We start from the raw sequence: 21,583 nt of genomic DNA on the forward strand, positions 1-21,583 counted from the left end.
TAATAGAATATGCTTAATAAATGATCTATTTTTTGCATTAACTGGATATAGGCAGAAAAGGCTGCAATTTTATTGCAGCCTTTTCTTTATTAGAAGTTTATATTTCTACTGTGCTCTTTGCAATGCATCGCCAAGAATTGAAACGATGTCGTCGAAATGGGACTTTTCGGCGATCAGCGGCGGTGACAGGGCGATAATGTCGCCGGTCACGCGAATGAGCAGGCCGCGCTCGAAGCAATCCACGAAAACATCATAGGCGCGCGCGCCGATGGCACCATCGCGCGATTGCAGCTCGATGCCGGCGATGAAGCCGATGGTGCGAATGTCGATGACATTCGGCAGGCCCTTCAACGAATGGATGGCGTCGTGCCAGACATCCTGCAATTCGGATGCACGGGTGAAGAGGCCCTCATCGCGATAGATGTCGAGCGTGGCGATGCCGGCGGCGCAGGCGACGGGGTGGCCGGAATAGGTATAGCCGTGGAACAGTTCGATCTGGCTTTCCGGGCCATGCATCAGCGCATCATGCACCTTGCGGCTGGTGAACACGGCGCCCATGGGGATCGCGCCATTGGTCAGGCCCTTGGCGGCGGTAACGATATCCGGCGTAACACCGAAATAGTTGCTGGCGAAGGATGAGCCCATGCGGCCGAAACCGGTAATGACCTCATCGAAGATGAGCAGGATGCCGTGCCTGTCGCAGATTGCACGCAGACGTTCCAGATAACCCTTCGGCGGCACCAGTACGCCGGTGGAGCCGGCCACCGGTTCGACGATGCAGGCGGCGATGGTTTCCGCGCCGTGCAGGGCAACCAGCCGTTCCAGATCGTCGGCAAGCTCGGCGCCGTGTTCCGGCTGTCCCTTCACGAAGCTGTTCTTTGCAAGGTCATGGGTATGGCGCAGATGATCGGCCGGAATCTGGGGGAAAACGCGACGGTTGTTGACGAGGCCGCCAACGGAGATGCCGCCGAAACCCACCCCGTGATATCCGCGCTCGCGACCGATAAGACGGCTGCGGGTGCCCTGGCCGATGGCGCGCTGGTAAGCGATGGCGATTTTCAGCGCCGTATCGACGGATTCGGAACCGGAACCGGTATAAAACACCCGGTCGAGCTTGCCGCCTTCCGGCCCGGGCGCGATTTCCGCCAGCCGTTCGGCGAATTCGAAGGCGACGGGGTGCCCCATCTGGAAAGAGGGAGCGTAATCCATGGTCGAGAGCTGGTGTTTGACGGCGGAAGCGATCTGCTGACGGCCGTGGCCGGCATTGACGCACCAAAGGCCGGCCGTGCCGTCGAGAACCTGGCGGCCATCATTGCTGGTATAATACATGCCCTCGGCGCTCGCCAGCAGACGGGGATTGGCCTTGAACTGCCGGTTGGCGGTAAACGGCATCCAGTAGCTGTCGAGTGAGGTGGAATTGGATCGGCTCGGGTTGTCCATGGTGGTCTCCTGTTCGTTGCCGCCGATTGAAAGCTATTTTCGCGACCGAACAAGCCCTTTTCTCGCTATGGCCAAGCTATTGAAAATATTATAGGTGTGAAGGAAGATTTTCGATATTTCGAACAAGGACAACGGGAACTCCAGCATGTCGGTGGATATAGGCGGGCGTTTGCGCCATTTGCGGCTGCGTCACAACATTTCGCAGCGGGAGCTCGCAAGGCGTGCCGGTGTCACCAATTCGACGATCTCGCTGATTGAATCCAACACCTCCAACCCATCGGTCGGCGCGCTGAAGCGCATACTCGACGGCATACCCATCGGCCTTGCCGAATTTTTCGCCTTCGAGCCGGAGACAAGCCGCAAGGCCTTTTATCGGGCGGACGAACTGGTCGAAATCGGCAAGGGGCCGATATCCTTCCGGCAGGTGGGCGAGAATGTTTTCGGCCGCAGCCTGCAGATCCTCAAGGAATGTTACCAGCCCGGCGCCGACACCGGCAAGGTGCCGCTGGTTCATGATGGCGAAGAGGGGGGTATCATTCTCTCCGGCCGCCTGGAAGTGACGGTTGATGAGGAGAGGCGGGTGCTCGGTCCGGGGGACGCCTATTATTTCGAGAGCCGCAGACCGCACCGATTCCGCTGCGTCGGTCCCGTCGCCTGTGAGGTCATCAGCGCCTGCACGCCGCCAACCTTCTGATTCCGCCTGTTTTGGCGTCCTGTTCGGGCTGCATGAGGGTTGCGGAGCGGTCTGACGACAGAATTTGGCCGCCAGCTCCAGCTTTTTTGCGTGGCTGCCATGACCAGAATGCAGTTTCTTGCCACTCTTTTGCCGTGTTTGCGCCGCCTTAGCAACTTTTCCATCGTTTTTTCTTGGCGCGACAGCAATACCGGGCAAAAAAATCCCGGCCAATATGTCAAATTTTATATGCATTGCCACAATCTTGCTGCGATGCAAAAAAATTTAATAGTCTGTTACATAGGCCGTTGTTCTTGATGTTCCTGTCTCATCTCATCAAGTCATAAGAAACACATAAGAAAAGACTGTCGGCGGCGCAAAACCCAATACATGCCGGGACGGCACCCATGCTCTCCACACATGGCCGGCTGCACATTTGTTGCTTTTTTATGCAACCGTTAATATTGCCCGGACGTTGATCGGCCGCTCGCGCAAGAAATCGCATAGACGGTTATGGGCAATGTGCCTTACAAAAAATCCATTAGCATCAAATTCCGAACACAGACTTGTTATCTCTTTTAGACGGAAAGAAGCGCCTCCGGGCACCGACCAATCGCAAAACATAAATGGAGTTCTCTCTATGAAGTCCGCGACCCAATCGGCTGATCAGACACTCAGCAGCTCCGAAGATTTCGATGTCAGTTTCCCTATCGGAGGCATCGCAAAACGCAGCTTCGATATGACGTCGGCTGCACTTGCGCTGCTTGTCTTCAGCCCGATTTTCCTGTTGATCGCCGCGCTGGTGAAACTGTCCGACCCAGGCCCGGTGTTTTACGGCCACCGTCGTGTGGGCCATAACGGCCGTTATTTCCATTGCCTGAAATTCAGGACGATGGTGACGAACGGCGACGAAGTGATGCGGCAATATCTTGCCGCCAATCCCGAAGCCGCCGAGGAATGGCGCGCCACCCGCAAGCTCAAGAACGACCCGCGCGTCACCGCCGTCGGTGCCGTGCTGCGCAAACTCAGCCTCGATGAACTGCCGCAGCTCATCAACATCATCCGCGGCGAAATGAGCGTCGTGGGTCCGCGTCCCGTCGTCGACGAGGAACTCGGCTATTATGAAAATGCTGCCGGCTATTATCTCAGCACCCGCCCGGGCCTGACCGGTCTGTGGCAGATCAGCGGCCGCAACGACGTATGCTACAAGACCCGCGTGGCTTTCGACACGCAGTATGTGCAGAACTGGTCGATGCGGCAGGATGTCTTCATTATCGTCAAGACCATACCGGCCGTGTGCCTGTCGCGCGGCAGCTACTGAAATCAATATTGAGTTCGGCTTTATCGATTTTCGTTTCGACACGCACCCGACCGGGATCCCAAGTCCGGTCTTCGGGTGCGTCATTGGTGCTAATCATGGCGGCCGCTTCTGCGGCGCTGCGCAGCCGGCCCTGTCCGGTTGCCCTATCGCCTGATCGCCCTGAGGGCGATAAGCAAACAGGGAGTCTCCCGATGAACGGCCTTTTTGCCGCAACCCGCCAGCCGCTTACCGCGCTTGTGCTTGCCGCTTCCGTCGCCTTTGCCGCGCCGCTTTCCGTCATGGCGGCGGACGGCGCCCAGTACAAGCTCGGCACCGCCGACAAGCTGCGCATCCGGGTTGCCGAATGGCAGCCCGCCGATGGCAGCATCCGCAACTGGGATGTCATCAACGGCGATTATTCCGTCGGCCCGTCCGGCACGTTGTCCCTGCCTTTCATCGGCCAGCTGGATGTGGCGGGGAAAACCCCCTCCGAGGTCAGCGAACAGATCGGGGCGCAGCTTCAGAGCAAGTTCGCGCTGCGCAATCTGCCTTCGGCATCCGTCGAGATCGCCCAGTTCCGGCCGATCTTCCTGAGCGGCGACGTGCAGACGCCGGGTGAATATCCCTATGCCGCCAATCTTACCGTGCTGAAGGCGGTCAGCCTCGCCGGCGGTCTGCGGCGCTCCGATGCCGGGCAGCGCTTTGCCCGCGACTTCATCAATGCCCGTGGCGACGCCGCCGTTTATGACAATCAGCGTGCAAGGCTACTCGCCCGCCAGGCGCGGCTGATCGCCGAGGTCAAGGGCGATCAGGCCATCGCCAAAACGCCGGAAATGGAAAAGATCAGCGAGATCGACGCATTGCTGGCCAGCGAAAGCGCGCTGATGAAATCGCGCACCGAGCGTTACACCCTGCAGCTGAAGGCGCTGGGCGAACTGCGCGAGCTTCTGGAAAGCGAAGTGGCTTCCCTGCAGAAGAAATCGGAAACCCAGAACCGCCAGCTTGAGCTTGCCAATGAAGATCGTGAGCGCGTGAACCGGCTGAACGAGCAGGGCTTGGCGCTGTCGCAACGGCGTATATCCGCGGAGGAGCGGGCCGCGGAGGTGGAGTCCACCCTTCTTGATATCGATACGCAGTCGCTGCGGGCCAAGCAGGATATCAACAAGGCCACCCAGGACGAAATCAACCTGCGCAATGATTGGGAAGCCCAGCGTTCCAAGGAATTGCAGGACACCGAAGCGGAACTGGAAAAGCTTAATCTGCAGCTGACCACCAGCCGCGAATTGATGTCGGAGGCGCTGGCGCAATCGGCCGAGGCGATCCGCTTCGATCCCTCGGGAAAATCCGCCACGATCGGCTATGTCGTGGTGCGTGAGGAAAACGGAACGCCGAAGGAACTGAAGGTGGATGAGAACGCCTTGCTGCAGCCGGGCGACGTCATCAAGGTCTCGTCCGAAATCCTGATGCAGTGAGGTTTGAATGCGGATCGCCAAATCGGCGCTGATCGATCCCGAACGCAATGAAATTTACGGAATGGCGGCGGTCGCGCTGTCATTCTGCGTATTCGCCTATTCGTCGCGTTTCGGGCAGATTTCGGTTCTGGCCTATTATGGCATGTGGCTGCCGCTGGTGGTGGTCGATTACCGCCGCGTCCTCGGCAATTACCCGCGTTATCTCTGGATATTCGCCTTCGGTATTCTCACCGTGCTGTCCAGCTTCTGGTCGGAGGCGGTGTCGGTGACCATGCGCGCCTCCATCCAGTATATGACGCATATCGTCTGCTCTCTGATCGCCATGCGCGTCATTTCCATCCGGACGCTGACGCGCGGCGCGTTGATCGGCATCGCCCTCGTTCTGCTTTATTCGTTGCTGTTCGGTATCTATCTTTTCGATGCGCTGGACGGCACCTATAGTTTCGTCGGTGCTTTTTCGTCGAAGAACCAGCTCGGCTTTTATGCGTCCCTGGGCGTCATCTTCGCCGCTTCCTCCGTGCTGGTTCTCAAACAGCGAGGCATCTGGCTGCCGATCGCCGGCGTCACCGGGCTGTTATCGGCCTATAGTCTCGTCGCATCGCAATCGGCGACATCGGCCATCACCACGGCGGCGGTGGTTGCACTCATCATCGGTTTCATTCCGATCGGCATGCTTTCACCGGCAAACCGCAAGATGACGTTTTTTGCGCTCGGCGGCCTTGGGGCGCTGCTGGCTGTCGCTTCCCTGCAATTCGGTCTTCTGGATGCCATTCTCGGCATCTTTGGCAAGGATTCGACGCTGACCGGCCGTACCTATCTCTGGCAGCAGGGCATCGAGGCGGCAAAACAGACGCCCATTCTCGGCGTCGGTTATCAGGGCTTCTGGGTCGCCGGTTTTGCCGATGCCGAACGCCTGTGGAACGATTTCTTCATCACCGGACGCAGCGGCTTCCATTTTCACAACACCTATATCGAGACGGTGGTGGAAAACGGTTTTGTCGGCATGTTCCTGCTCGGCATGGTGCTTTACGGAACGCTCCTTGGGCATCTGCGCTCGGTTCTGATGCGCAGAAGCGATCCGCAGGGTGTCATCCTGTTCGCCATCTGCGCGCTGTTCGTGGTGCGCTCCTTCGTGGAGATCGACATCATCTTCCCCTATCAGATCGGCTCGTTCCTGCTGTATTTCGCGGCCGGTAAACTGTGCCTTCCGGCGAAAGCCGCACAGGGTGGCGACGCTCACCCGGCGATCGGCATGCGGTTGCAGACAGGCGCCTAGAGGTAATCGGCCGAGACATGCGGGCTGGCGTGGATGAAGCTCCACATGTCCTTGCTGACATCGACGATGTCGGCGATCGATTTTTCCAGATGGCCGATTTCCTTCTCGTCCATGCTTTCGACCTTGCCGTAACGCACTTGGCTGTCATCCTCCACCAGCCGCATGAGCTGGGTGCTGGCGATTTCCCCCTTTTCATCGAAGGAATAGATGCAGTGATTATATTTGTTGCGCGTCTTTGCTTCCTTCTTCAGCCGCGCCATGATGGAGAGAATGGTCTTGCGGTCCTGTGTCGGCGTTGAGGGCAGCTTCGCCAGGCGCTCGATGAGATCCATGCGTGCCCGCGTGGTGTTGAGCGTCAGAAACACGACGATGGCCGCTTCCTTCTCCACTTTCAGGAGATGGACGATCAGATAGATCATCAGGCTTTCGGTGTTGGTCCACACGTAGTTCAGCCTGCCGACCAGCAGCAATACATCCGACATCGCCGCCATGTCGCTTCTCCCGCCCCGACGAACATGCCGTCATCATACGCTGTCCGGCATCAAAATGACAGTCTAGGCCACTGTTATCTCTTCATCTTTCCTTGAAGGCGCGGGACATGCTGTCGGAGATCGGTTTGGTCAGATATTCAAAGAAGGTGCGTTCGGACGTCTGGATCAGCACGTCGGCCGGCATGCCGGGTACGGGATGGAAATTATGGACCTTGGCGATCTCCTCGTCCGGCACCTGCACGCGCACGATATAGACGTCCTTCACCTGCAAACCGGCATTTTCCTCGATACTATCGGCGGAAACGTAAAATACCCTGCCGTTCAGGACCGGCGTGGTGCGGCGATTGAGCGCCGAAAGGCGGATCGCCGCGGTCTGGCCCTCGTGCAGCTGGTCGATGGAGGTTCTGAGAACCTGCGCCTCCAGAATAAGAGGGACATGGGCGGGGAGGATTTCCATGATCGGCTTGCCGGTGGTGATGACGCCGCCCGGCGTGTGATAATAGGACCGTACCACGGTGCCGTTGACCGGGGAACGGATGACCGTGCGTTCCAGCACTTCCGCGGCGCCGCGCACCTGTTCGCGGACGCTGTCGAGATCGGATTCCGCGGTTTCCAGCGCATCGAGCGCCGCCTGCTTGTTGGCATTGACGGCGATGATCGCTTCCTGCTTGAACTTGGCGATTTCGGCCTCGCTCTGGTTCATTTCGCCGCTCAGCCGGGCAATGTCGCCCATGGCGTCGGCAATGGCGCGTTCCAGCGCCAGCATGTCGGTCTTGCGGATGACGCCGTCCCTGGCGAGTTTCTCCTTGGAGTCGCGTTCCTGGGTCAGAAGCGCCAGCTGCCGGTCGAAGGACTGCTTTTGCCCGTCATAACCCGCATAACGGAACTCCAGCGACCTGATATTCTTCTCGATCAGGTTCAGCTGTTCCTCGAGCTTGATGAGCTTGCTGTGGAACACGACGTTCTGGCTCTGGATGATGGCATTGATGTCCGGATCGCCGGCTTCCTTCATGACGATATCCGGAACCTTGAAGCTTTTTTCACCCTGGGCTTCGGCGCGCAGACGCGTCACGATGGTTTCGAGACGAAGGCGCCGCAGCTGCAACATGCGCTCATTGGCAAGCGCGGTCGTCTTGTCGAGCGTCAGCAGGACGTCGCCCTCCTTGACCGTATCGCCTTCGTTCACCATCATTTCCTTGATGATGCCGCCTTCCAGATGCTGGATGACCTTGTTGTTGCCGGTGGCGACGAAGCTGCCCTGGGCGATGATGGCGGAGGCGAGCGGTGCCGTGCCGGCCCAATAACCGAAACCGCCGAAGGAGGCCAGCAGGACGGCAAGGCCGATCGAGCTGTGCAGGCGGATGGAGCGCGGCACCTCGCTGTACCATTCGAGCTGGCCTTCGGATTTGACGTCGGCGGCGGTGTTCTTTTTCCTGAACATCATGATCCTCAACCCTCGATCTGCGGGGACTGGCTGCCTTGGCGGCCATTGCCGGAAAGCGCCTTCAGCACCTCCATCCTTTCGCCGAACATGGCGACGGAACCGTCCTTCAGCACCATGATCTTGTCGACGCACTGCAGAAGCGCCGGCCGCTGGGTGATTGTGACGGTGGTGATGCCCTGTTTCTTGGCATGCAGCAGGGCTTTGGCCAGTGCCTGTTCGCCCTGTGTATCGAGGTTGGAGTTTGGCTCGTCCAGCACCACGAATTTGGGATCGCCGAAGAAGGCGCGGGCGAGAGCAATGCGCTGTTTCTGGCCGCCGGACAGCGGCGCGCCATCGGCGGCGACGACGGTTTCATAACCCTGCGGGAAACCGGCGATCAGCTCGTGCACATCGGCCAGCACCGCTGCCTCGTAAATCTGCCGGTCCTCGATATCGTCGCGCATGCGGCAGATATTCGCCTTGATGGTGCCGGGAAAAAGCTGCACGTCCTGCGGCAGGTAACCGATGCTTTCACCGAATTGGCGCTGGTCCCAGTTGCGCAGGTCCATGAGATCGAGGCGGACATTGCCTGACGTGGGCAGGATGGAGCCGACCAGCATCTTGCCGAGCGTTGTCTTGCCGGAGCCGGAATTGCCGATGATGGCAAGCGATTCTCCCTTCTTCAGGGAAAAGGAAATGCCGTTCAAGATCACCTTCTTCTGCGGCGGCGGCACGAAGAGGATGCGCTCCACATCGAGACGCCCTTCCGGATTGGGCAGGCGCAGCCGCGGAAAATTCAGCGGCGAGGTAATGAGAAGCTGCTTGATGCGGCCGTAGGAAGCGGCGGATTTGTTAAACTGGTGCCAGCCTTCGATTGCGCCTTCGATGGGCGCCAGCGCGCGGCCGGAAATGATGGAGGCTGCAATCACCATGCCGCCGGTAAGTTCGCCGGACAGCGACAGATGCGCGCCCCAGCCCAGCAGTGCCACCTGGGTGATCATGCGCGCCGCCTTGGAGACGCCGGAGAACATGATGTTGCGATCCTGCGCCGCCACATGCGATTTCAGCGAACCGGCGGTTTCTCGGCCCCACATCTTCACCGCTTCGGGGATCATCGCCAGCGCATTGATGATCTGCGAATTGCGCGACATGGAATCGAGGTGAAAATTGGCGCGGCTGAGATAACCCGATGCTTCGGAGAATTGCCTGGCGGTGAAACGCTGGTTCAGCCAGGCGATGATAAACAGTACGGCGCAGCAGACCATGATGATGATGCCGAGATGCGGGTGGACGAGATATACCACCACGATGAAGAGCGGCATCAGCGGTGCATCGAGAAAGGCGATCAGCGTGCCGGAGGTGAGGAAGGAGCGCAGCTGCTGCAGATCCTGCAATATCTGGTAGTCCTTGCCGCTGCCGTGCAGGGAGGCACGGGCGGCGGCGGAAAGGATCGGCGCGCCCAGCTGCACCTCGAGTTCGACGGCGGTGCGCATCAGGATGAAACGGCGGATGGCGTCCATGAAGGCCTGCAGCAGGACCGCACCGAGCACGGCAACCGTCAGCATCACCAGCGTATCCATCGAGCGGCTGGTCAGCACCCGGTCGGAAATCTGGAACAGATAAAGCGGAATGGCGAGCAGCAGGATGTTGATGGCGACAGTAAACAGCATCACCACCACCATGTTGCGGCGAACGGCTGCAATGCCCTTGGCAAGACTTGCGGCGAAATTGATCGGCTCGCTGCGCTTGTGGAAGCCGCTCTGGCTTCCGCCGTCTCCACCGCCTCCACCGCCGCCATTGTCAACCGGATCCTTGCCGCCGCCGCCTGTCACCGGCCGCCGCTCGTTTTCGCGGATCGGCCCGTCATTATTGTCGATGGTCTTGACGAAGGGCAGGTCGGGTGTGTTTTTCAGTTCCGCATTGTCGATCTTGGCCTGGGGTTGCGGGGCAGGCGTCGGCTGTCGCTCCTGTGGCGGGGCTTTCCTTTCCTGCGGTGCATTGCGTGATTGTGCTGGCTGTTGGGGCGTCGGCGAAGATCGGAAATCCGGCGCTGCCGGTATTGCCTGCGGCGAGGCAGGGGCTGTTCTTGCGGCCTGTTCCGCACCGGACAATTGGCGCAGGTTCTCGACGGCGTCGTTGATGGCGGAAATACAGGCATCCGTCAGCCTGCTGTCTTCGGCGTCCTGATCCAGCGGCAAGTCCAGCGAGCGCCCGTCGGCAATGGTTCTTCTTGAAATATGATCCATTTTATATTGGTCCCCTCGGTGATCGTGCGGTGTTTGCGGTTCTGGCCGAGGGCGGAGGCACCGGCCGCCGCCCGACGGAATTACGCAACGACCGTCTGCATGACGTCGGATGGATGGGCGTTCGACCAGGAGAGGTCGTGGCCGCCATTGATGACGCCGTCGGATTCGTTCTGGGTGGTGGCGGGATCGTCGTGCAGAAATGCGATGACCTCGTTTGCCAGCTGGCCGTGCTGCGCCGGCTGTGACGTATCGTTTTCGATGATGCCGCCCTGTATCAGTATGGCATCCGAATAGACGCCGCCGGCGACATAGGTGGTCGAGCCGAAGCTGTCATAATCGACGATCTGCGCGAGATTGACCACCGCGTTGCTGCCGGTGTCGATATGAACGGTGGCGTTGTCGTTGTTTTCAAGAACCTTGGCGGCGGCTTGGGTCACATCATCGGAATCGCCCAGCACGCTCACCTGCTTGATGATGCTGACGTCATAAAGATTGCCGGTGATGTAAAGAACGTTCAGCCCCTGATAGCCGGCGAAGTTGGCGTCGTGGGCCAGTGCATCCGGCATGTTCGGGTCACGCTCGTTGATCGCGTTCACCGTCTGGTGCATGTAGTCCGGCATGGTTTCGAACCGGCCGTTGCTGCCGACATTGTGAATGGAAGCGTCATTCCAGAGCAGGTTGTTGCCGGACTGGATGGTTGCGCCTGCTGGCGCATCGGGATTGGCGCGCGCCCAGTCATTGTCGTAAAGGACGGCGATCTGGCTGATGAGGTTCATGTCCAGCACATTGCCGCCGACGATGATCAGATCGTATTGCATGCCGATGCCGAGGAAATTCGCAATGTTGAGGGCGGCGTTGCCGCCCGTCAGCAGGCTGACACTGGTGCCGGCCGTGGTGATCGTCATTGTGTCATTGTCACTGATGAACTGGTATTGCTCGATCCAGTGCACGAAGGACACGTCACCTTCGAGCACGCTGACGCGCCAGGCGTTAGGAAAGATCGGCGTCTCACCCGTTTCATGGGCGCCCGCCGCATTTTCCGCGCCGGGATAGACGCTGCGCTCAAAGCTGGCGATATTGTAGGCCGCTGTGCCTGCGTGATCTGCGGAGCGCGTGAAGACGGAATCGATCTCGTCCCTGTCGCTGTAAATATAGGCCTGGGTGATGGCGTCGATCTGATGGTAGTTGCCCATGACGGCGGTGACGGAGGCCATGACGCCGGTATTGACGAGAGTGGCGACGTTGGCGACGATATTGCCGCCTGCCGCCACATCGAGGCTGTTGCCGGCGGGGCTGTCCTCATGCAGCGAAACATCGCTTTTTTCAGGTGCTTCCGGCGGCTTGGCGATACCGCGATCGGGCAGGTAATCGTCAAGCATCGGCTTTTCGCTGGCGATCGCGCCATTGATATAGAGGCCGTTGATATCGTTGCCGGCCAGAACGAAATCCTGGTCCGCACCCGTGCCGAGCGAGGTGACGTCATTGTCGCGCGCATGTTCGATATAGTCGTGCGCGGACCTGGCGAGCGCCTGTAGCGCATCGTAGCTGTCGGTCCGCTGGAAACCGGCGAAAGGCGTGAAGACGGACGCTTCATTATAGAACTCGACGGTGCGTTCGGTCACGAAACTGGTGTCACGGGCCACATTGGGGCCGTCCGTCATGTTCAGATAATCGTCGTCCTGAAGAATATTGACCTGGGCGATATGGGCGGCAACGGAGCCGGGGCCGGTATGTATCACCAGTTCGCGCTCGTCCTCGAAGGAGAGGCGGCCGGGAAAACGGAAATGGGCGGCGGAGATATCGACCGGTATCGCATTTGCCAGCTGCTGCATGTCATATTCGACCATGCGGGCGAAATGTGGGTTCAGGTAATCGAAATCGTAGTAACCGGCGCGATATTTGACGCCGGGATCGTAATCCTCAAGCGGCACGGCGTAATTTTTGTCGAGCAGCCTTGCCGCCTCGTCGTCCGGCAGCCGTTCCGGATCGGAATGTGCCTGGCCTTCGCTATAATTGGCTCGCAGCCGCGCTTCCTCGGTTACCGTGTCGAACAGGCCGATGAAATGCGCAATCATGTCCGAAATCTTGTCGATATGCATTGGAGGTCCCTCCCCGATCATTGCGGCAGGGACGGGGAAAGGCGGATGGCACACGTCTTGGAGGCGGTGCTTCGTTTGGCCCAACCCGGTCTTTCAACCGCAAACTGCACCGGCGGATGCCGGTGCAGCTCTTTTCGTCAAGAGGTGGTTGTCAGGAGTGATCCTCACCGACGTCCGAAACATGCGAGTTACCGCCGGTGATCGTGACGTCAACGGCATTGGAGAGCATGTTGGCGCCCTGCACCAGTTCCAGATGGAAGCCGGAATTTGCAAGGATTGCCGATGCATCCGCAGTGCTGGAGCCCGTGGCGTCGTCGCCGGCCTTGAGGTCCCATCCCTTGCCGTCGATGCCTTCGGCGCCATAGGCGTCACCGGCATTGGCGCTCAGGTGGTTTTCCGCACCGCTGTTCTGCATCTTGATATCCCAGGCCTGATCCTGATCCGCCAGGTGGTTGGCCTGCACAAGGCTGAAGCCCGTGTCGTTGCCGTCGCCGTTAAGCGAGCTGTTGAGGATATTGTCGACATCGAGCGTGAAGGAGAAGTCGTCACCGAGGTTGAAGGTGAGGTCGCCGCCGGCGATGCCGAGATTGCCGACATCCTTGACGCCGGTGATGTTGCCGAAGTCGTCATCCGACTTGTAGAAACTGTCAGCGGAGTTGAAGCTGTCGGAGGTCGTCGTGGTCTTGATGGAGGTGTCGTTGTCGGAATAGGAGAACGTCTTGTTGTCCGTGTCCGTGATGGTCTTCACATTGGTATCGTTGTCGCTGTACGACTTGCTTTCATAGCTCCAGTCGTAATCGGTCTTGATATCCGTGTTGGTTTCTGTGCTCGTTTTGACGGTGGTGTCGTTGTCGCTATACGACTTGCTTTCGTAGCTCCAGTCATAATCGTTGTCGCGATTATCGCCATTATTGGCGGAGACATCGATCTTGGCGTCAACATCCACATTGGTGCTGTTGTCGCTATTGTCGTTGTTGCGGTTTTCACCATTTGCGGTGCCGACGTTGCTGTCTTCCACCTTGGCGTCATTGGTCGAGGTGTTGGCGAAACCATCGGCAAGCGCGCCGATCTTGGTGATATCGTCGCCGGCAGGCTGTGGATTGTAACCCATTTCGATTTCCTCCGAAAAAGCTCGGAGCAGCTTTCGAAATCCCTCTCATCTCAAACGGGATTTTTCTCGCGCTTGCTCCGTATGGCCTAAGATTGATGTTTGCAGATGCACTCGGTACGCTTCATCTGCGGTTCGGTAGTGGCCCGTGATCGGGCTCTTTTTGTTCCGCCCTTGCGCGCTACTCGGTAAAATGGCGCACAAATCCGTTCCTCGCTCCAAACGGGAGCGCGGTGGCGTCGTCTTTTTTTGGCTTTCATGTTTCGTGAAAAGGAACCGGCGGTTTCAAACACATCTTAAGGGCCGGAAGTATCTTCCCATCGGCCGCCGTTGAGCGACGGTCAGACTGTGCCGCAGAAAAATTGCGCTTCCTAGATATCAATTCGGGCTAAACATATCGGTGCTTCACCCCGAATATATATGCGGCAGCTGCGGACCGGGCGGGTTTTTACGCCGGTCGAGCACAAATAAAGACGCGCTTTGCCAGGAGGGGGCAGCATTTTCGGGGGGTGTGGTTTATATCGGCGGGAAAAGGCCCTTATCCCGAAAAGAAACAGCCCCGAACTTCTTTCGTCGGCGAGCTATGTAAAGGGATATCAACTAAAAGTTATATTTTACCGGATTGCAAAACCCTAACGAACGCTTTTCCGATGTGTTTGTTTTTGCATTGGTTTCAGGATGAATGATTCTATCGCGCTGTAACCTGTTTTGTATGTCAATTGTAAAAAATAACCCGTTTGGGCCATTTATTTACACAGCTTTTCGTATTAGCCTCCTTAATTAACGGGTAATTAATGATAGTTGACATGGCCTGGAGCGGATAAGAGCCCCTGAATATCAAGGGGAAATATCCGACAGACGACAGAATGCGCAACCAAAAGAAAGTAATGCGTAAGCGCTTGAGGGAGGCGTCAATGTTCATGGGAACGTCAGATTATGCGGCAAAACAAAAAAACGCCGTCGCACCTATAAATGGAACCTTATTGATCATAGCGGATCCGGATCTGTTTTCCGAGTGCCTCACGGAGGCGTTGGGCAAAAAGTTCCCCACATTCGCCGTGGTGAGCATCACCTCGTCTGCGGAGATCGACGACGATTACGGAAATAATGTCCGGCTGGTGCTGCCCTACAGGATCTCGGGCGAGCGTCTGCACGCCGTCCTTTCCGAGGTGCGGGAAAAGCACCCGGATGCGCCGATTGCGCTTGTCGTCGAAACCATCGACAAATTCGAGGAGCCGCTGAAGCGACTGGTGGGCATGCGTGTCATCGACGGCGTGCTGCCGCTCAATCTGCGGCTCGATGTCTTCATGGCCGCCGTCGATCTGCTTATGAAGGGCGGTGAACATTTTCCCGCCGCTCTTCTCGGCAAGCTCACGCCTTATTCGCCATCCGTCAACGGCAAGAGCGTTCAAAACAGCGCCGTGATCGCCAACCGCGCCGATGCCCTTGCCGCCAGCAGGAGCGATGTGGCGGCGTTGACGACGCGCGAGGTGCAAATCCTCGATCTGCTTTGCAAGGGAACGCAAAACAAGATCATCGCTGATCGGCTGCATCTGTCAGAGAATACGGTCAAGGTCCACGTTCGCAACATTTACAAGAAAATGAACGTGCGCAACCGGACGGAAGCGGCCTCCCGCTTCTTCAGCAAGGATGAGGGCGAGGGTTTCTCCGGCTGGAAGAACTAAGCGCCGGGTTGGCCGCGGCCGTGCCAGGCGTCGGTTTCCGCCGGATTGTATGCCGCAGGCTCAGGGCCTCAGGAAGCAGCGGGACTTTTGCCCGAATCCGCTCGGTGAGCAGATATAGGGAGAAGACCCGGAATAGGACTGCCGCGATACGATGGGCGTGTCGGAGGCATCGGCAACAAGCGTAACGGCGGCATTGCCGGTTTTTTGATAGCCGTAGGACGCCTTCGCAGGAGCAACCCGCGTCCTGATCGAGGCCGTGTCGGCCGACACGGTTTTGATGAGAACGGCGTCCTCGACCACTGAACATGAAGCCGTGGCGAATGTGAACGTCACGAGTGCCGCGGCGACAAGCGCGAAACGACAATGGCGGGCGGCTTTGCCGCCCCGGGAATAAGGCATTTCATTCGTCATGTGTGTCCCCTGAAATCGACTTTCTGTCGCATCCCGCCGGGCGGTTCCGTTCCCGGTGGACCGAGCCTTACAAAGCCAGGATAGTCCCGCCTGGTTGAGCGAAGCTTGCGCTAATGCTCAATAAGAAAGGCATAAAGGAGGCGTAGTTAAAAAGTATTAAATCAAGGTGCTATTTCGAGTAAATTCGGGTAATCAATTGTAATATTTTGATAAAATAAAGTTGACCTGTTTTTTGTCGCGCTTATCATGAAAGTTGAAGTTTATCTCTTTGAAATATTAAAACCTCCAGAAGAAGTAAAAACCGGAGGATGATATTCAAGATATCGTGCAATCGGGAGTTTGATCCAGTTCAGTCGAATCAGCTGTGCTGATTCCTCATGGGGAGGAGTGTGTAATGCGTAATTTCGTTCCCAACGAGCATGACAACGGCGCCACCATCTACTCCGAATGGAGACCTGGCCAACGTGTACTCGTCAATGGCGGCGCCGGTTTTCTGGGCTCCCATCTTTGCGAACGCCTGCTGGCTTGTGGTCATGAAGTCGTCTGTCTCGACGATTTTTCGACCGGGCGCACCGCGAATGTGGCGCATTTGCGCGACAACAAGCGGTTTCTGCTGGTCGAGCACGATGTGCGCAAGCCCTATGACCTCGACGTATCGCTGATTTTCAATTTCGCTTCGCCGGCCTCGCCGCCGGATTACCAGCGCGATCCTGTCGGCACATTGCTCACCAATGTCCTCGGTGCCGTCAACGTGCTGGAAGTCGCCCGCCGATGCGGTGCAACCGTCGTGCAATCCTCCACGTCGGAAGTTTATGGCGATCCGCTCGTCAATCCGCAGCCGGAAACCTATTTCGGCAATGTAAATACAATCGGGCCGCGAGCTTGTTACGATGAGGGGAAACGCAGCGCCGAAACGCTGTTTTTCGATTATCACCGCTGCCACGACGTCGATATCAAGGTTGGGCGCATCTTCAACACCTATGGTCCGCGCATGCGCCCGGATGATGGGCGGGTCGTTTCGAACTTCATCGTGCAGGCGCTGAAGGGCACGGACATCACCATCTATGGCGATGGCAGCCAGACGCGCTCCTTCTGTTATGTCGATGATCTGATCGACGGTTTCCTGCGCTTCTCGTCGAAGCCGAAAGGTTGCACGGGGCCGATCAATCTCGGCAATCCGACGGAAATTCCGGTGCGGCAGCTGGCGGATATCGTCATTCGCATGACGGGTTCGCGGTCGCGTATCATACACCTGCCCGCCGCGATCGACGATCCGCAGCAGCGTCGTCCCGATATTTCGCGGGCAAACGAGCTGCTGAGATGGCAGCCGCGCGTGCCGCTCGAAATCGGCCTGGAGAAAACCATCGTCTATTTCGATGCGCTGCTGGCCGGCAAGACCGTAGCGGAGGCCGTATGAGATGCCCCGCACAATCCTCGTCACGGGCGGGGCCGGATTCATAGGCAGCCACATCTGCAAGGCACTGGCGCAATCCGGCTTCAAGCCAGTCGCTTACGACAATCTCTCGACGGGTCACGCGGATTCTGTCCGCTGGGGTCCCTTGATCGAAGGCGACATCCTTGATCGCGGCCTGCTGAAGGCCACGCTGCGGGAGTTCTCACCGGCCTTCATCATCCATTGCGCCGCCAATGCCTATGTCGGCGAATCCGTGGAAGATCCGCGCAAATATTATCGCAACAATGTCAGCGGCAGTCTTTCGTTGCTGGATGCCTGTCTCGACGGGCACATTAACGGGCTGGTGTTTTCCTCCAGCTGCGCCACCTATGGCGTGCCGCTGCAATTGCCGATCCGCGAGGAAACCGCGCAAATGCCGGTCAACCCTTATGGGCGTACCAAGCTGATGTTCGAGATGGCGCTCGAGGACTATGCCGCTGCCTATGGCCTGCGCTACGTGGCGCTGCGCTATTTCAATGCCGCGGGCGCCGATCCGGATGGTGAACTCCGCGAACGTCATGAGCCGGAGACGCATCTGATCCCGCGGGCGCTGATGGCTGCCGCAGCGCGGCTGCCGCAACTTGACGTGTTCGGCGCGGATTATGACACCAGCGACGGCACCTGTATTCGCGATTATATCCACGTCAGCGATCTGGCCGATGCCCATGTGGCCGCCGTCCAATATCTCGCCGACGGCGGTGAGACTTTGCGCGTCAATCTCGGTTCCGGCCACGGCACCTCGGTTGGCGACATCATCCGCGCGATCCACCGCGTGACGGGGCAGGCGGTGCCGGTGCAATTCGGCGCAAGACGGGCCGGCGATCCGCCGGCGCTCTTTGCCGATATAGAGAGGGCGCGGCAGACGCTCGGTTTCGTGCCGAAGCACTCCGATATCGATACGATCATCCGCACGGCCGGCCCCGGTTTCGGACTGGAGGTGCGGTCATGACGGTGCGCTCCACCCCTGCCGTCACATCGTTGCGCTCCGCCGCAGGCATGTTGCGGATGGCGCCGGTCTTCACCGGCTGGAGCCGCCTGGCCTATCGTCTCGGCATTGGCGGCTGGCTGGTGACGCTCGCCTATTTCTGGATCTGGTGGCTAGACCGGGACCGAGTCATCGATTGGCCCTATTACACGGTCGTCACGCTGGCGCTGGCCTGGATCACGCTTCTGCCGTCCTATTTCATCTTCATCTTCCTCAATGCCAGGATTGTCGACCGGCAATCTCCTTTGCCTGAGGGCCGGGTGGCGATGGTCGTCACCAAGGCGCCGTCGGAACCTTTTTCGGTGGTGCGCAAGACGCTGATGGCCATGCTGGAACAGAAAGGGCTGGAATTCGACGTCTGGCTTGCGGATGAGGACCCGGATGCGCAGACGCGGGCTTGGTGCGGGGCGCATGGCGTTTTTGTCTCGACCCGAAAGGGCGTCGCCGATTACCACCGCAAGACCTGGCCGCGCCGCACCCGCTGCAAGGAGGGCAATCTCGCCTATTTCTATGACCATTATGGTTATGAGCGTTATGATTTCGTCGCCCAATTCGACGCGGATCATGTGCCGGAACCGGACTATCTGCGCGAGATCATCCGTCCCTTCGCCGATCCGGCGGTCGGATATGTCTCCGCGCCGAGCATCTGCGATGCCAACGCCGACCAAAGCTGGGCGGCGCGCGGCCGGCTGCATGCCGAGGCAAGCCTGCATGGCGCGCTGCAGCTGGGTTATAATCATGGCTGGGCGCCGCTCTGCATCGGTTCGCATTACGCCGTGCGCACAAAGGCGCTGTGTGAGGTCGGCGGTCTCGGACCGGAACTTGCCGAGGATCATTCCACCACGCTTTTGATGAATGCCGGAGGCTGGCGGGGCGTGCATGCCGTCAACGCCATCGCGCATGGCGACGGACCGGTCACCTTTGCCGATCTCATCGTGCAGGAGTTCCAGTGGTCGCGGAGCCTGATGACCATTCTGCTGCAATATTCAAGACATTACGTGTCGCAACTGCCGCCGCGTCTGAAGTTCCAGTTTCTGTTTTCACAGCTCTGGTATCCGTTGTTTTCCGGCTTCATGGCGTTGATGTTCGTGCTTCCCGCCATAGCGCTGATGCGCGGCCATGTGCTGGTCAGTGCATCCTACCCGGCGTTTCTGGCGCATTTCCTGCCGGTTTCGCTGATCATGATCCTGTTCGCATTCTTCTGGCGGGCCACGGGGGTTTTCCGTCCGCACGATGCCAGGCTCTTCAGCTGGGAAGCCATGGTGTTCCTGTTCCTGCGCTGGCCTTGGTCGCTGATGGGCGTGCTGGCGGCGATACGCGATACGGTCCGCGGTGATTTCGTGGATTTCCGCATCACACCCAAAGGCACGCAGGCCAAACCGCCGCTGCCGTTGCGGGTGGTCGCGCCCTATATTCTTCTGGCGTCCATCAGTCTTCTGGCCATGCTTCTGGCGCCGCGGGAAAATGCGGCCGAAGGCTTCTTTATCTTCGCTGCGGTCAATGTGGCGATCTATGCGGGGCTGTCGGTCTTCCTGCTCATCCGTCACGCCATGGAAAACGGTTTGCCCAGGTTGCCCGCATTGCGCGGGGGAGCGACGGCCGCGGCCTGTTCGCTGCTGCTGGTGACGGCGAGTGCGATGGAGCTTGGCGCCCATGCGGTTGGCGGGCTGGAGGCCCTGTCGCACGGACAGCCCTATGTCAGTTTCACCGAAACGCGGTTCACTGTCGCCGGTGCGGGTGTGGAAGGCGCGAGATCGGTGCGCCTGAGGTTGCGCATCGACCTGCCGGGATTGCCCGGACAGCGGCGTATGCAGGCGGAACCCGTCGCGGCGCCGCCGACGGCGGCGACCGGAGAGATCATGCTGGCCGACAATAGGGTCGGACAATAGAAGGAGGAGGCTGTGATGAGAACAACAATAAGCAAGTGCGGATTCTCCGCTTTCGTACTCAGTCTTGCGGTGATCGCGCCCAGTGCCGTTCACGCCGCAGGCGGCACGAAGACGCCGAAACCGCTCAGAACCAGCGAAGTCGTGGAAATGTACTTCGACAAGACCTGGAAATGGGATACGGGCGGCGGCCGGTTCATTGCCGATGGCCGCAAGTTCATTGCCGCAACGGAAGAGAAGGGCAAAAAATCCGTGGGCGAAGGTCGCTGGACGGTGGATGCCAACGGCACTCTGTGCATGCGCGCCACCTGGAAAAGCGCGGCAGGAAACGGCAAGGCCGATACCTGCTTCGATCACGGCCGCATCGGCAAGGTGCTCTATCAGCGCAAGCAGGGCGGCCAATGGTACGTGTTCCGCCATGATCCGCCGAGGCCCGGCGATGAATTCCTGAAACTTGTCCGCAAGGACGATGTCACTCCGCAGATCGCCGCCTATGACAAGGCGATGACAGCGACGCGGTAGGGAGGAACGTGTCATGCAGATAACGAGAAGAAGACTGCTTTTCGCAAGCGGGGCTGCTGTCGCTTTTTCAGCCAGCATGTATCCCATGTTCAAACTGGATGCGCAGGGTGTCGCGCCCATGGGCTCCACGGGCATGAAGACGCTTGCCGACAAACGCCCGACATTGCATGCCGATGGTATCCGTTTCGGCGCCTACGATCCGCATGGCGATTTCACCGGCCAGGCCGGCGTGGCGACGGAACATCTGTTCCTGCCCTGGGAGGACGTGGATCTCGACAGCCTGGCGCTGGCGGACGCCTATGCCATGGAGCGCAAGCGCAACATTCTCATCACCGTCGAGCCCTGGTCCTGGGACGTCAACTGGCGGCTCACCTCCGATGAGCTGCGCCGCAAGGTGCTGAGAGGCGATTATGACCAGAACATGCAGGCGATCGCCGCGCGCATGTCGGCGATGAAAAGCCCGCTGATCCTGCGCTGGGGGCAGGAAATGGAAGACACGTCCGGCCGCTTCTCGTGGTCGGGCTGGAACCCGCAGGACTATATCGCCGCTTACAGGCGCATGGTGGACATGACCCGCAAGGCCGTGCCCGGCGTGAAGGTGATGTGGTCGCCGAAAGGCCTGGAAGGGCTCCGCGCCTATTATCCCGGCGACAATTATGCCGATCTGGTCGGCCTCTCGGTCTTCGGTCTCGAGGGCTATGACAAGATCGAATATGGAGGACCGCAGACATTCTCCGATCTGCTGCGCAAGGGTTATGGACTTGTCGAAACCTTCAACAGGCCGATCTGGGTTGCCGAACTGGGTTATGAAGGCGGCGATTCCTATGTCCGTCCGTGGATGAACGATGTGACGCTGAAACAGGCGGATTTTCCGAAGCTGGAAGAGGTCGTCTATTTCAACGACAAGGATGTTCATCCCTGGCCGCATAATCTCGGCAAACCGGACTGGCGCGTGGTGCGTCCGGCCAAGGCTTGAGGCCGGAGCGGGCCGGGACGTCAACCCGGCCCGCCCGGACATTACCCACCGATCTCCAACACGGCCTGTGCCTCATAGATGGCGCAGACGATGTGATAAAAGGTGCTGGCGGGCGCCGGCTCGTCGAGCATCGGCCT

At 58.8% G+C, this 21,583-nt stretch carries 17 protein-coding genes; 10 read left to right on the forward strand and 7 right to left on the reverse strand.

The window, feature by feature from the left end; translation table 11 throughout:
* Positions 1 to 105 precede the first annotated feature (105 nt).
* Complete coding sequence (locus tag ACI2KA_RS23915; RefSeq protein WP_404504941.1) at positions 106 to 1,440, reverse strand: aspartate aminotransferase family protein; 1,335 nt, start codon at positions 1,438 to 1,440, stop codon at positions 106 to 108.
* A 145-nt stretch (positions 1,441 to 1,585) separates the two neighbouring features.
* Between ACI2KA_RS23915 and ACI2KA_RS23920 the strand changes: the two genes are divergently transcribed.
* The 4 genes from ACI2KA_RS23920 (at position 1,586) to ACI2KA_RS23935 (ending at position 6,161) form a co-directional block, all read left to right on the forward strand.
* Positions 1,586 to 2,134 carry a cupin domain-containing protein gene (locus tag ACI2KA_RS23920; protein ID WP_004438580.1) on the forward strand — a complete coding sequence of 183 codons (549 nt, stop codon included), beginning with the start codon at positions 1,586 to 1,588 and terminating at the stop codon, positions 2,132 to 2,134.
* Positions 2,135 to 2,753: 619 nt separating this feature from the next.
* Positions 2,754 to 3,434, forward strand: coding sequence for a sugar transferase (locus tag ACI2KA_RS23925; protein ID WP_404504942.1), 681 nt, complete (start codon positions 2,754 to 2,756; stop codon positions 3,432 to 3,434).
* A gap of 191 nt (positions 3,435 to 3,625) precedes the next feature.
* A complete protein-coding gene (locus ACI2KA_RS23930; protein ID WP_404504943.1) occupies positions 3,626 to 4,885 on the forward strand; it encodes a polysaccharide biosynthesis/export family protein in 1,260 nt (419 codons plus the stop codon).
* Between the two features lie 7 nt (positions 4,886 to 4,892).
* Positions 4,893 to 6,161: an O-antigen ligase family protein gene (locus tag ACI2KA_RS23935; protein WP_404504944.1), complete on the forward strand. Its 1,269-nt coding sequence runs from the start codon at positions 4,893 to 4,895 to the stop codon at positions 6,159 to 6,161.
* Here the strand turns inward: ACI2KA_RS23935 and ACI2KA_RS23940 are convergent.
* The 5 genes from ACI2KA_RS23940 to ACI2KA_RS23960 all read right to left on the reverse strand — a co-directional run bounded on the left by ACI2KA_RS23940 (position 6,158) and on the right by ACI2KA_RS23960 (position 13,531).
* Positions 6,158 to 6,652: a hypothetical protein gene (locus tag ACI2KA_RS23940; protein ID WP_404504945.1), complete on the reverse strand. Its 495-nt coding sequence runs from the start codon at positions 6,650 to 6,652 to the stop codon at positions 6,158 to 6,160. The two genes, ACI2KA_RS23935 and ACI2KA_RS23940, sit on opposite strands and share 4 nt — an antisense overlap.
* 82 nt (positions 6,653 to 6,734) lie before the next feature.
* On the reverse strand, positions 6,735 to 8,093 hold the full coding sequence (locus ACI2KA_RS23945; RefSeq protein ID WP_404504957.1) for an HlyD family type I secretion periplasmic adaptor subunit: 1,359 nt from the start codon (positions 8,091 to 8,093) through the stop codon (positions 6,735 to 6,737).
* A gap of 8 nt (positions 8,094 to 8,101) precedes the next feature.
* On the reverse strand, positions 8,102 to 10,321 hold the full coding sequence (locus tag ACI2KA_RS23950; RefSeq protein WP_404504946.1) for a type I secretion system permease/ATPase: 2,220 nt from the start codon (positions 10,319 to 10,321) through the stop codon (positions 8,102 to 8,104).
* Positions 10,322 to 10,401: 80 nt separating this feature from the next.
* Positions 10,402 to 12,420, reverse strand: coding sequence for a hypothetical protein (locus tag ACI2KA_RS23955; protein ID WP_404504947.1), 2,019 nt, complete (start codon positions 12,418 to 12,420; stop codon positions 10,402 to 10,404).
* A gap of 151 nt (positions 12,421 to 12,571) precedes the next feature.
* Positions 12,572 to 13,531 (reverse strand): fibrinogen-binding protein, encoded by a 960-nt coding sequence (locus tag ACI2KA_RS23960; RefSeq protein ID WP_404504948.1) that lies wholly within the window; start codon positions 13,529 to 13,531, stop codon positions 12,572 to 12,574.
* A gap of 911 nt (positions 13,532 to 14,442) precedes the next feature.
* Between ACI2KA_RS23960 and ACI2KA_RS23965 the strand changes: the two genes are divergently transcribed.
* Positions 14,443 to 15,213 carry a helix-turn-helix transcriptional regulator gene (locus tag ACI2KA_RS23965; RefSeq protein ID WP_404504949.1) on the forward strand — a complete coding sequence of 257 codons (771 nt, stop codon included), beginning with the start codon at positions 14,443 to 14,445 and terminating at the stop codon, positions 15,211 to 15,213.
* A 60-nt stretch (positions 15,214 to 15,273) separates the two neighbouring features.
* Here ACI2KA_RS23965 and ACI2KA_RS23970 read toward each other — a convergent pair whose 3' ends face one another.
* On the reverse strand, positions 15,274 to 15,624 hold the full coding sequence (locus tag ACI2KA_RS23970; RefSeq protein ID WP_404504950.1) for a hypothetical protein: 351 nt from the start codon (positions 15,622 to 15,624) through the stop codon (positions 15,274 to 15,276).
* A 394-nt stretch (positions 15,625 to 16,018) separates the two neighbouring features.
* Here ACI2KA_RS23970 and ACI2KA_RS23975 point away from each other — a divergent pair, with 394 nt between their 5' ends.
* The 5 genes from ACI2KA_RS23975 to ACI2KA_RS23995 are packed head-to-tail and all read left to right on the forward strand — an operon-like array spanning position 16,019 to position 21,446.
* The gene (locus ACI2KA_RS23975) at positions 16,019 to 17,041 is read left to right on the forward strand and encodes a UDP-glucuronic acid decarboxylase family protein (RefSeq protein WP_404504951.1); all 1,023 of its coding nucleotides are present in this window, start codon (positions 16,019 to 16,021) and stop codon (positions 17,039 to 17,041) included.
* A 1-nt stretch (position 17,042) separates the two neighbouring features.
* The gene (gene galE / locus ACI2KA_RS23980) at positions 17,043 to 18,026 is read left to right on the forward strand and encodes a UDP-glucose 4-epimerase GalE (RefSeq protein ID WP_404504952.1); all 984 of its coding nucleotides are present in this window, start codon (positions 17,043 to 17,045) and stop codon (positions 18,024 to 18,026) included.
* Positions 18,023 to 19,951: a glycosyltransferase family 2 protein gene (locus ACI2KA_RS23985; protein WP_404504953.1), complete on the forward strand. Its 1,929-nt coding sequence runs from the start codon at positions 18,023 to 18,025 to the stop codon at positions 19,949 to 19,951. The genes galE and ACI2KA_RS23985 overlap by 4 nt, the downstream gene beginning before the upstream one ends.
* 15 nt (positions 19,952 to 19,966) lie before the next feature.
* Positions 19,967 to 20,470 carry a DUF995 domain-containing protein gene (locus ACI2KA_RS23990; protein WP_404504954.1) on the forward strand — a complete coding sequence of 168 codons (504 nt, stop codon included), beginning with the start codon at positions 19,967 to 19,969 and terminating at the stop codon, positions 20,468 to 20,470.
* Between the two features lie 13 nt (positions 20,471 to 20,483).
* Entirely contained in the window at positions 20,484 to 21,446 is a 963-nt protein-coding gene (locus tag ACI2KA_RS23995) for a glycoside hydrolase family 26 protein (protein ID WP_404504955.1), read from the forward strand.
* Positions 21,447 to 21,583: the final 137 nt, after the last annotated feature.

The sequence above is a fragment of the Agrobacterium sp. NPDC089420 genome, assembly GCF_044900305.1.
Taxonomy (GTDB): domain Bacteria; phylum Pseudomonadota; class Alphaproteobacteria; order Rhizobiales; family Rhizobiaceae; genus Agrobacterium.

Bases quoted from the DNA above. Each gene is read 5' to 3' on its own strand.
- ACI2KA_RS23960 (WP_404504948.1), bottom strand. From the start codon at position 13,531: ATGGGTTACAATCCACAGCCTGCCGGCGACGATATCACCAAGATCGGC.
- ACI2KA_RS23945 (WP_404504957.1), bottom strand. From the start codon at position 8,093: ATGTTCAGGAAAAAGAACACCGCCGCCGACGTCAAATCCGAAGGCCAG.
- ACI2KA_RS23995 (WP_404504955.1), top strand. From the start codon at position 20,484: ATGCAGATAACGAGAAGAAGACTGCTTTTCGCAAGCGGGGCTGCTGTC.
- ACI2KA_RS23970 (WP_404504950.1), bottom strand. From the start codon at position 15,624: ATGACGAATGAAATGCCTTATTCCCGGGGCGGCAAAGCCGCCCGCCAT.
- ACI2KA_RS23935 (WP_404504944.1), top strand. From the start codon at position 4,893: ATGCGGATCGCCAAATCGGCGCTGATCGATCCCGAACGCAATGAAATT.
- ACI2KA_RS23940 (WP_404504945.1), bottom strand. From the start codon at position 6,652: ATGGCGGCGATGTCGGATGTATTGCTGCTGGTCGGCAGGCTGAACTAC.
- ACI2KA_RS23975 (WP_404504951.1), top strand. From the start codon at position 16,019: ATGCGTAATTTCGTTCCCAACGAGCATGACAACGGCGCCACCATCTAC.
- ACI2KA_RS23925 (WP_404504942.1), top strand. From the start codon at position 2,754: ATGAAGTCCGCGACCCAATCGGCTGATCAGACACTCAGCAGCTCCGAA.
- ACI2KA_RS23990 (WP_404504954.1), top strand. From the start codon at position 19,967: ATGAGAACAACAATAAGCAAGTGCGGATTCTCCGCTTTCGTACTCAGT.
- ACI2KA_RS23950 (WP_404504946.1), bottom strand. From the start codon at position 10,321: ATGGATCATATTTCAAGAAGAACCATTGCCGACGGGCGCTCGCTGGAC.
- ACI2KA_RS23920 (WP_004438580.1), top strand. From the start codon at position 1,586: ATGTCGGTGGATATAGGCGGGCGTTTGCGCCATTTGCGGCTGCGTCAC.
- galE (WP_404504952.1), top strand. From the start codon at position 17,043: ATGCCCCGCACAATCCTCGTCACGGGCGGGGCCGGATTCATAGGCAGC.
- ACI2KA_RS23930 (WP_404504943.1), top strand. From the start codon at position 3,626: ATGAACGGCCTTTTTGCCGCAACCCGCCAGCCGCTTACCGCGCTTGTG.
- ACI2KA_RS23985 (WP_404504953.1), top strand. From the start codon at position 18,023: ATGACGGTGCGCTCCACCCCTGCCGTCACATCGTTGCGCTCCGCCGCA.
- ACI2KA_RS23915 (WP_404504941.1), bottom strand. From the start codon at position 1,440: ATGGACAACCCGAGCCGATCCAATTCCACCTCACTCGACAGCTACTGG.
- ACI2KA_RS23955 (WP_404504947.1), bottom strand. From the start codon at position 12,420: ATGCATATCGACAAGATTTCGGACATGATTGCGCATTTCATCGGCCTG.
- ACI2KA_RS23965 (WP_404504949.1), top strand. From the start codon at position 14,443: ATGTTCATGGGAACGTCAGATTATGCGGCAAAACAAAAAAACGCCGTC.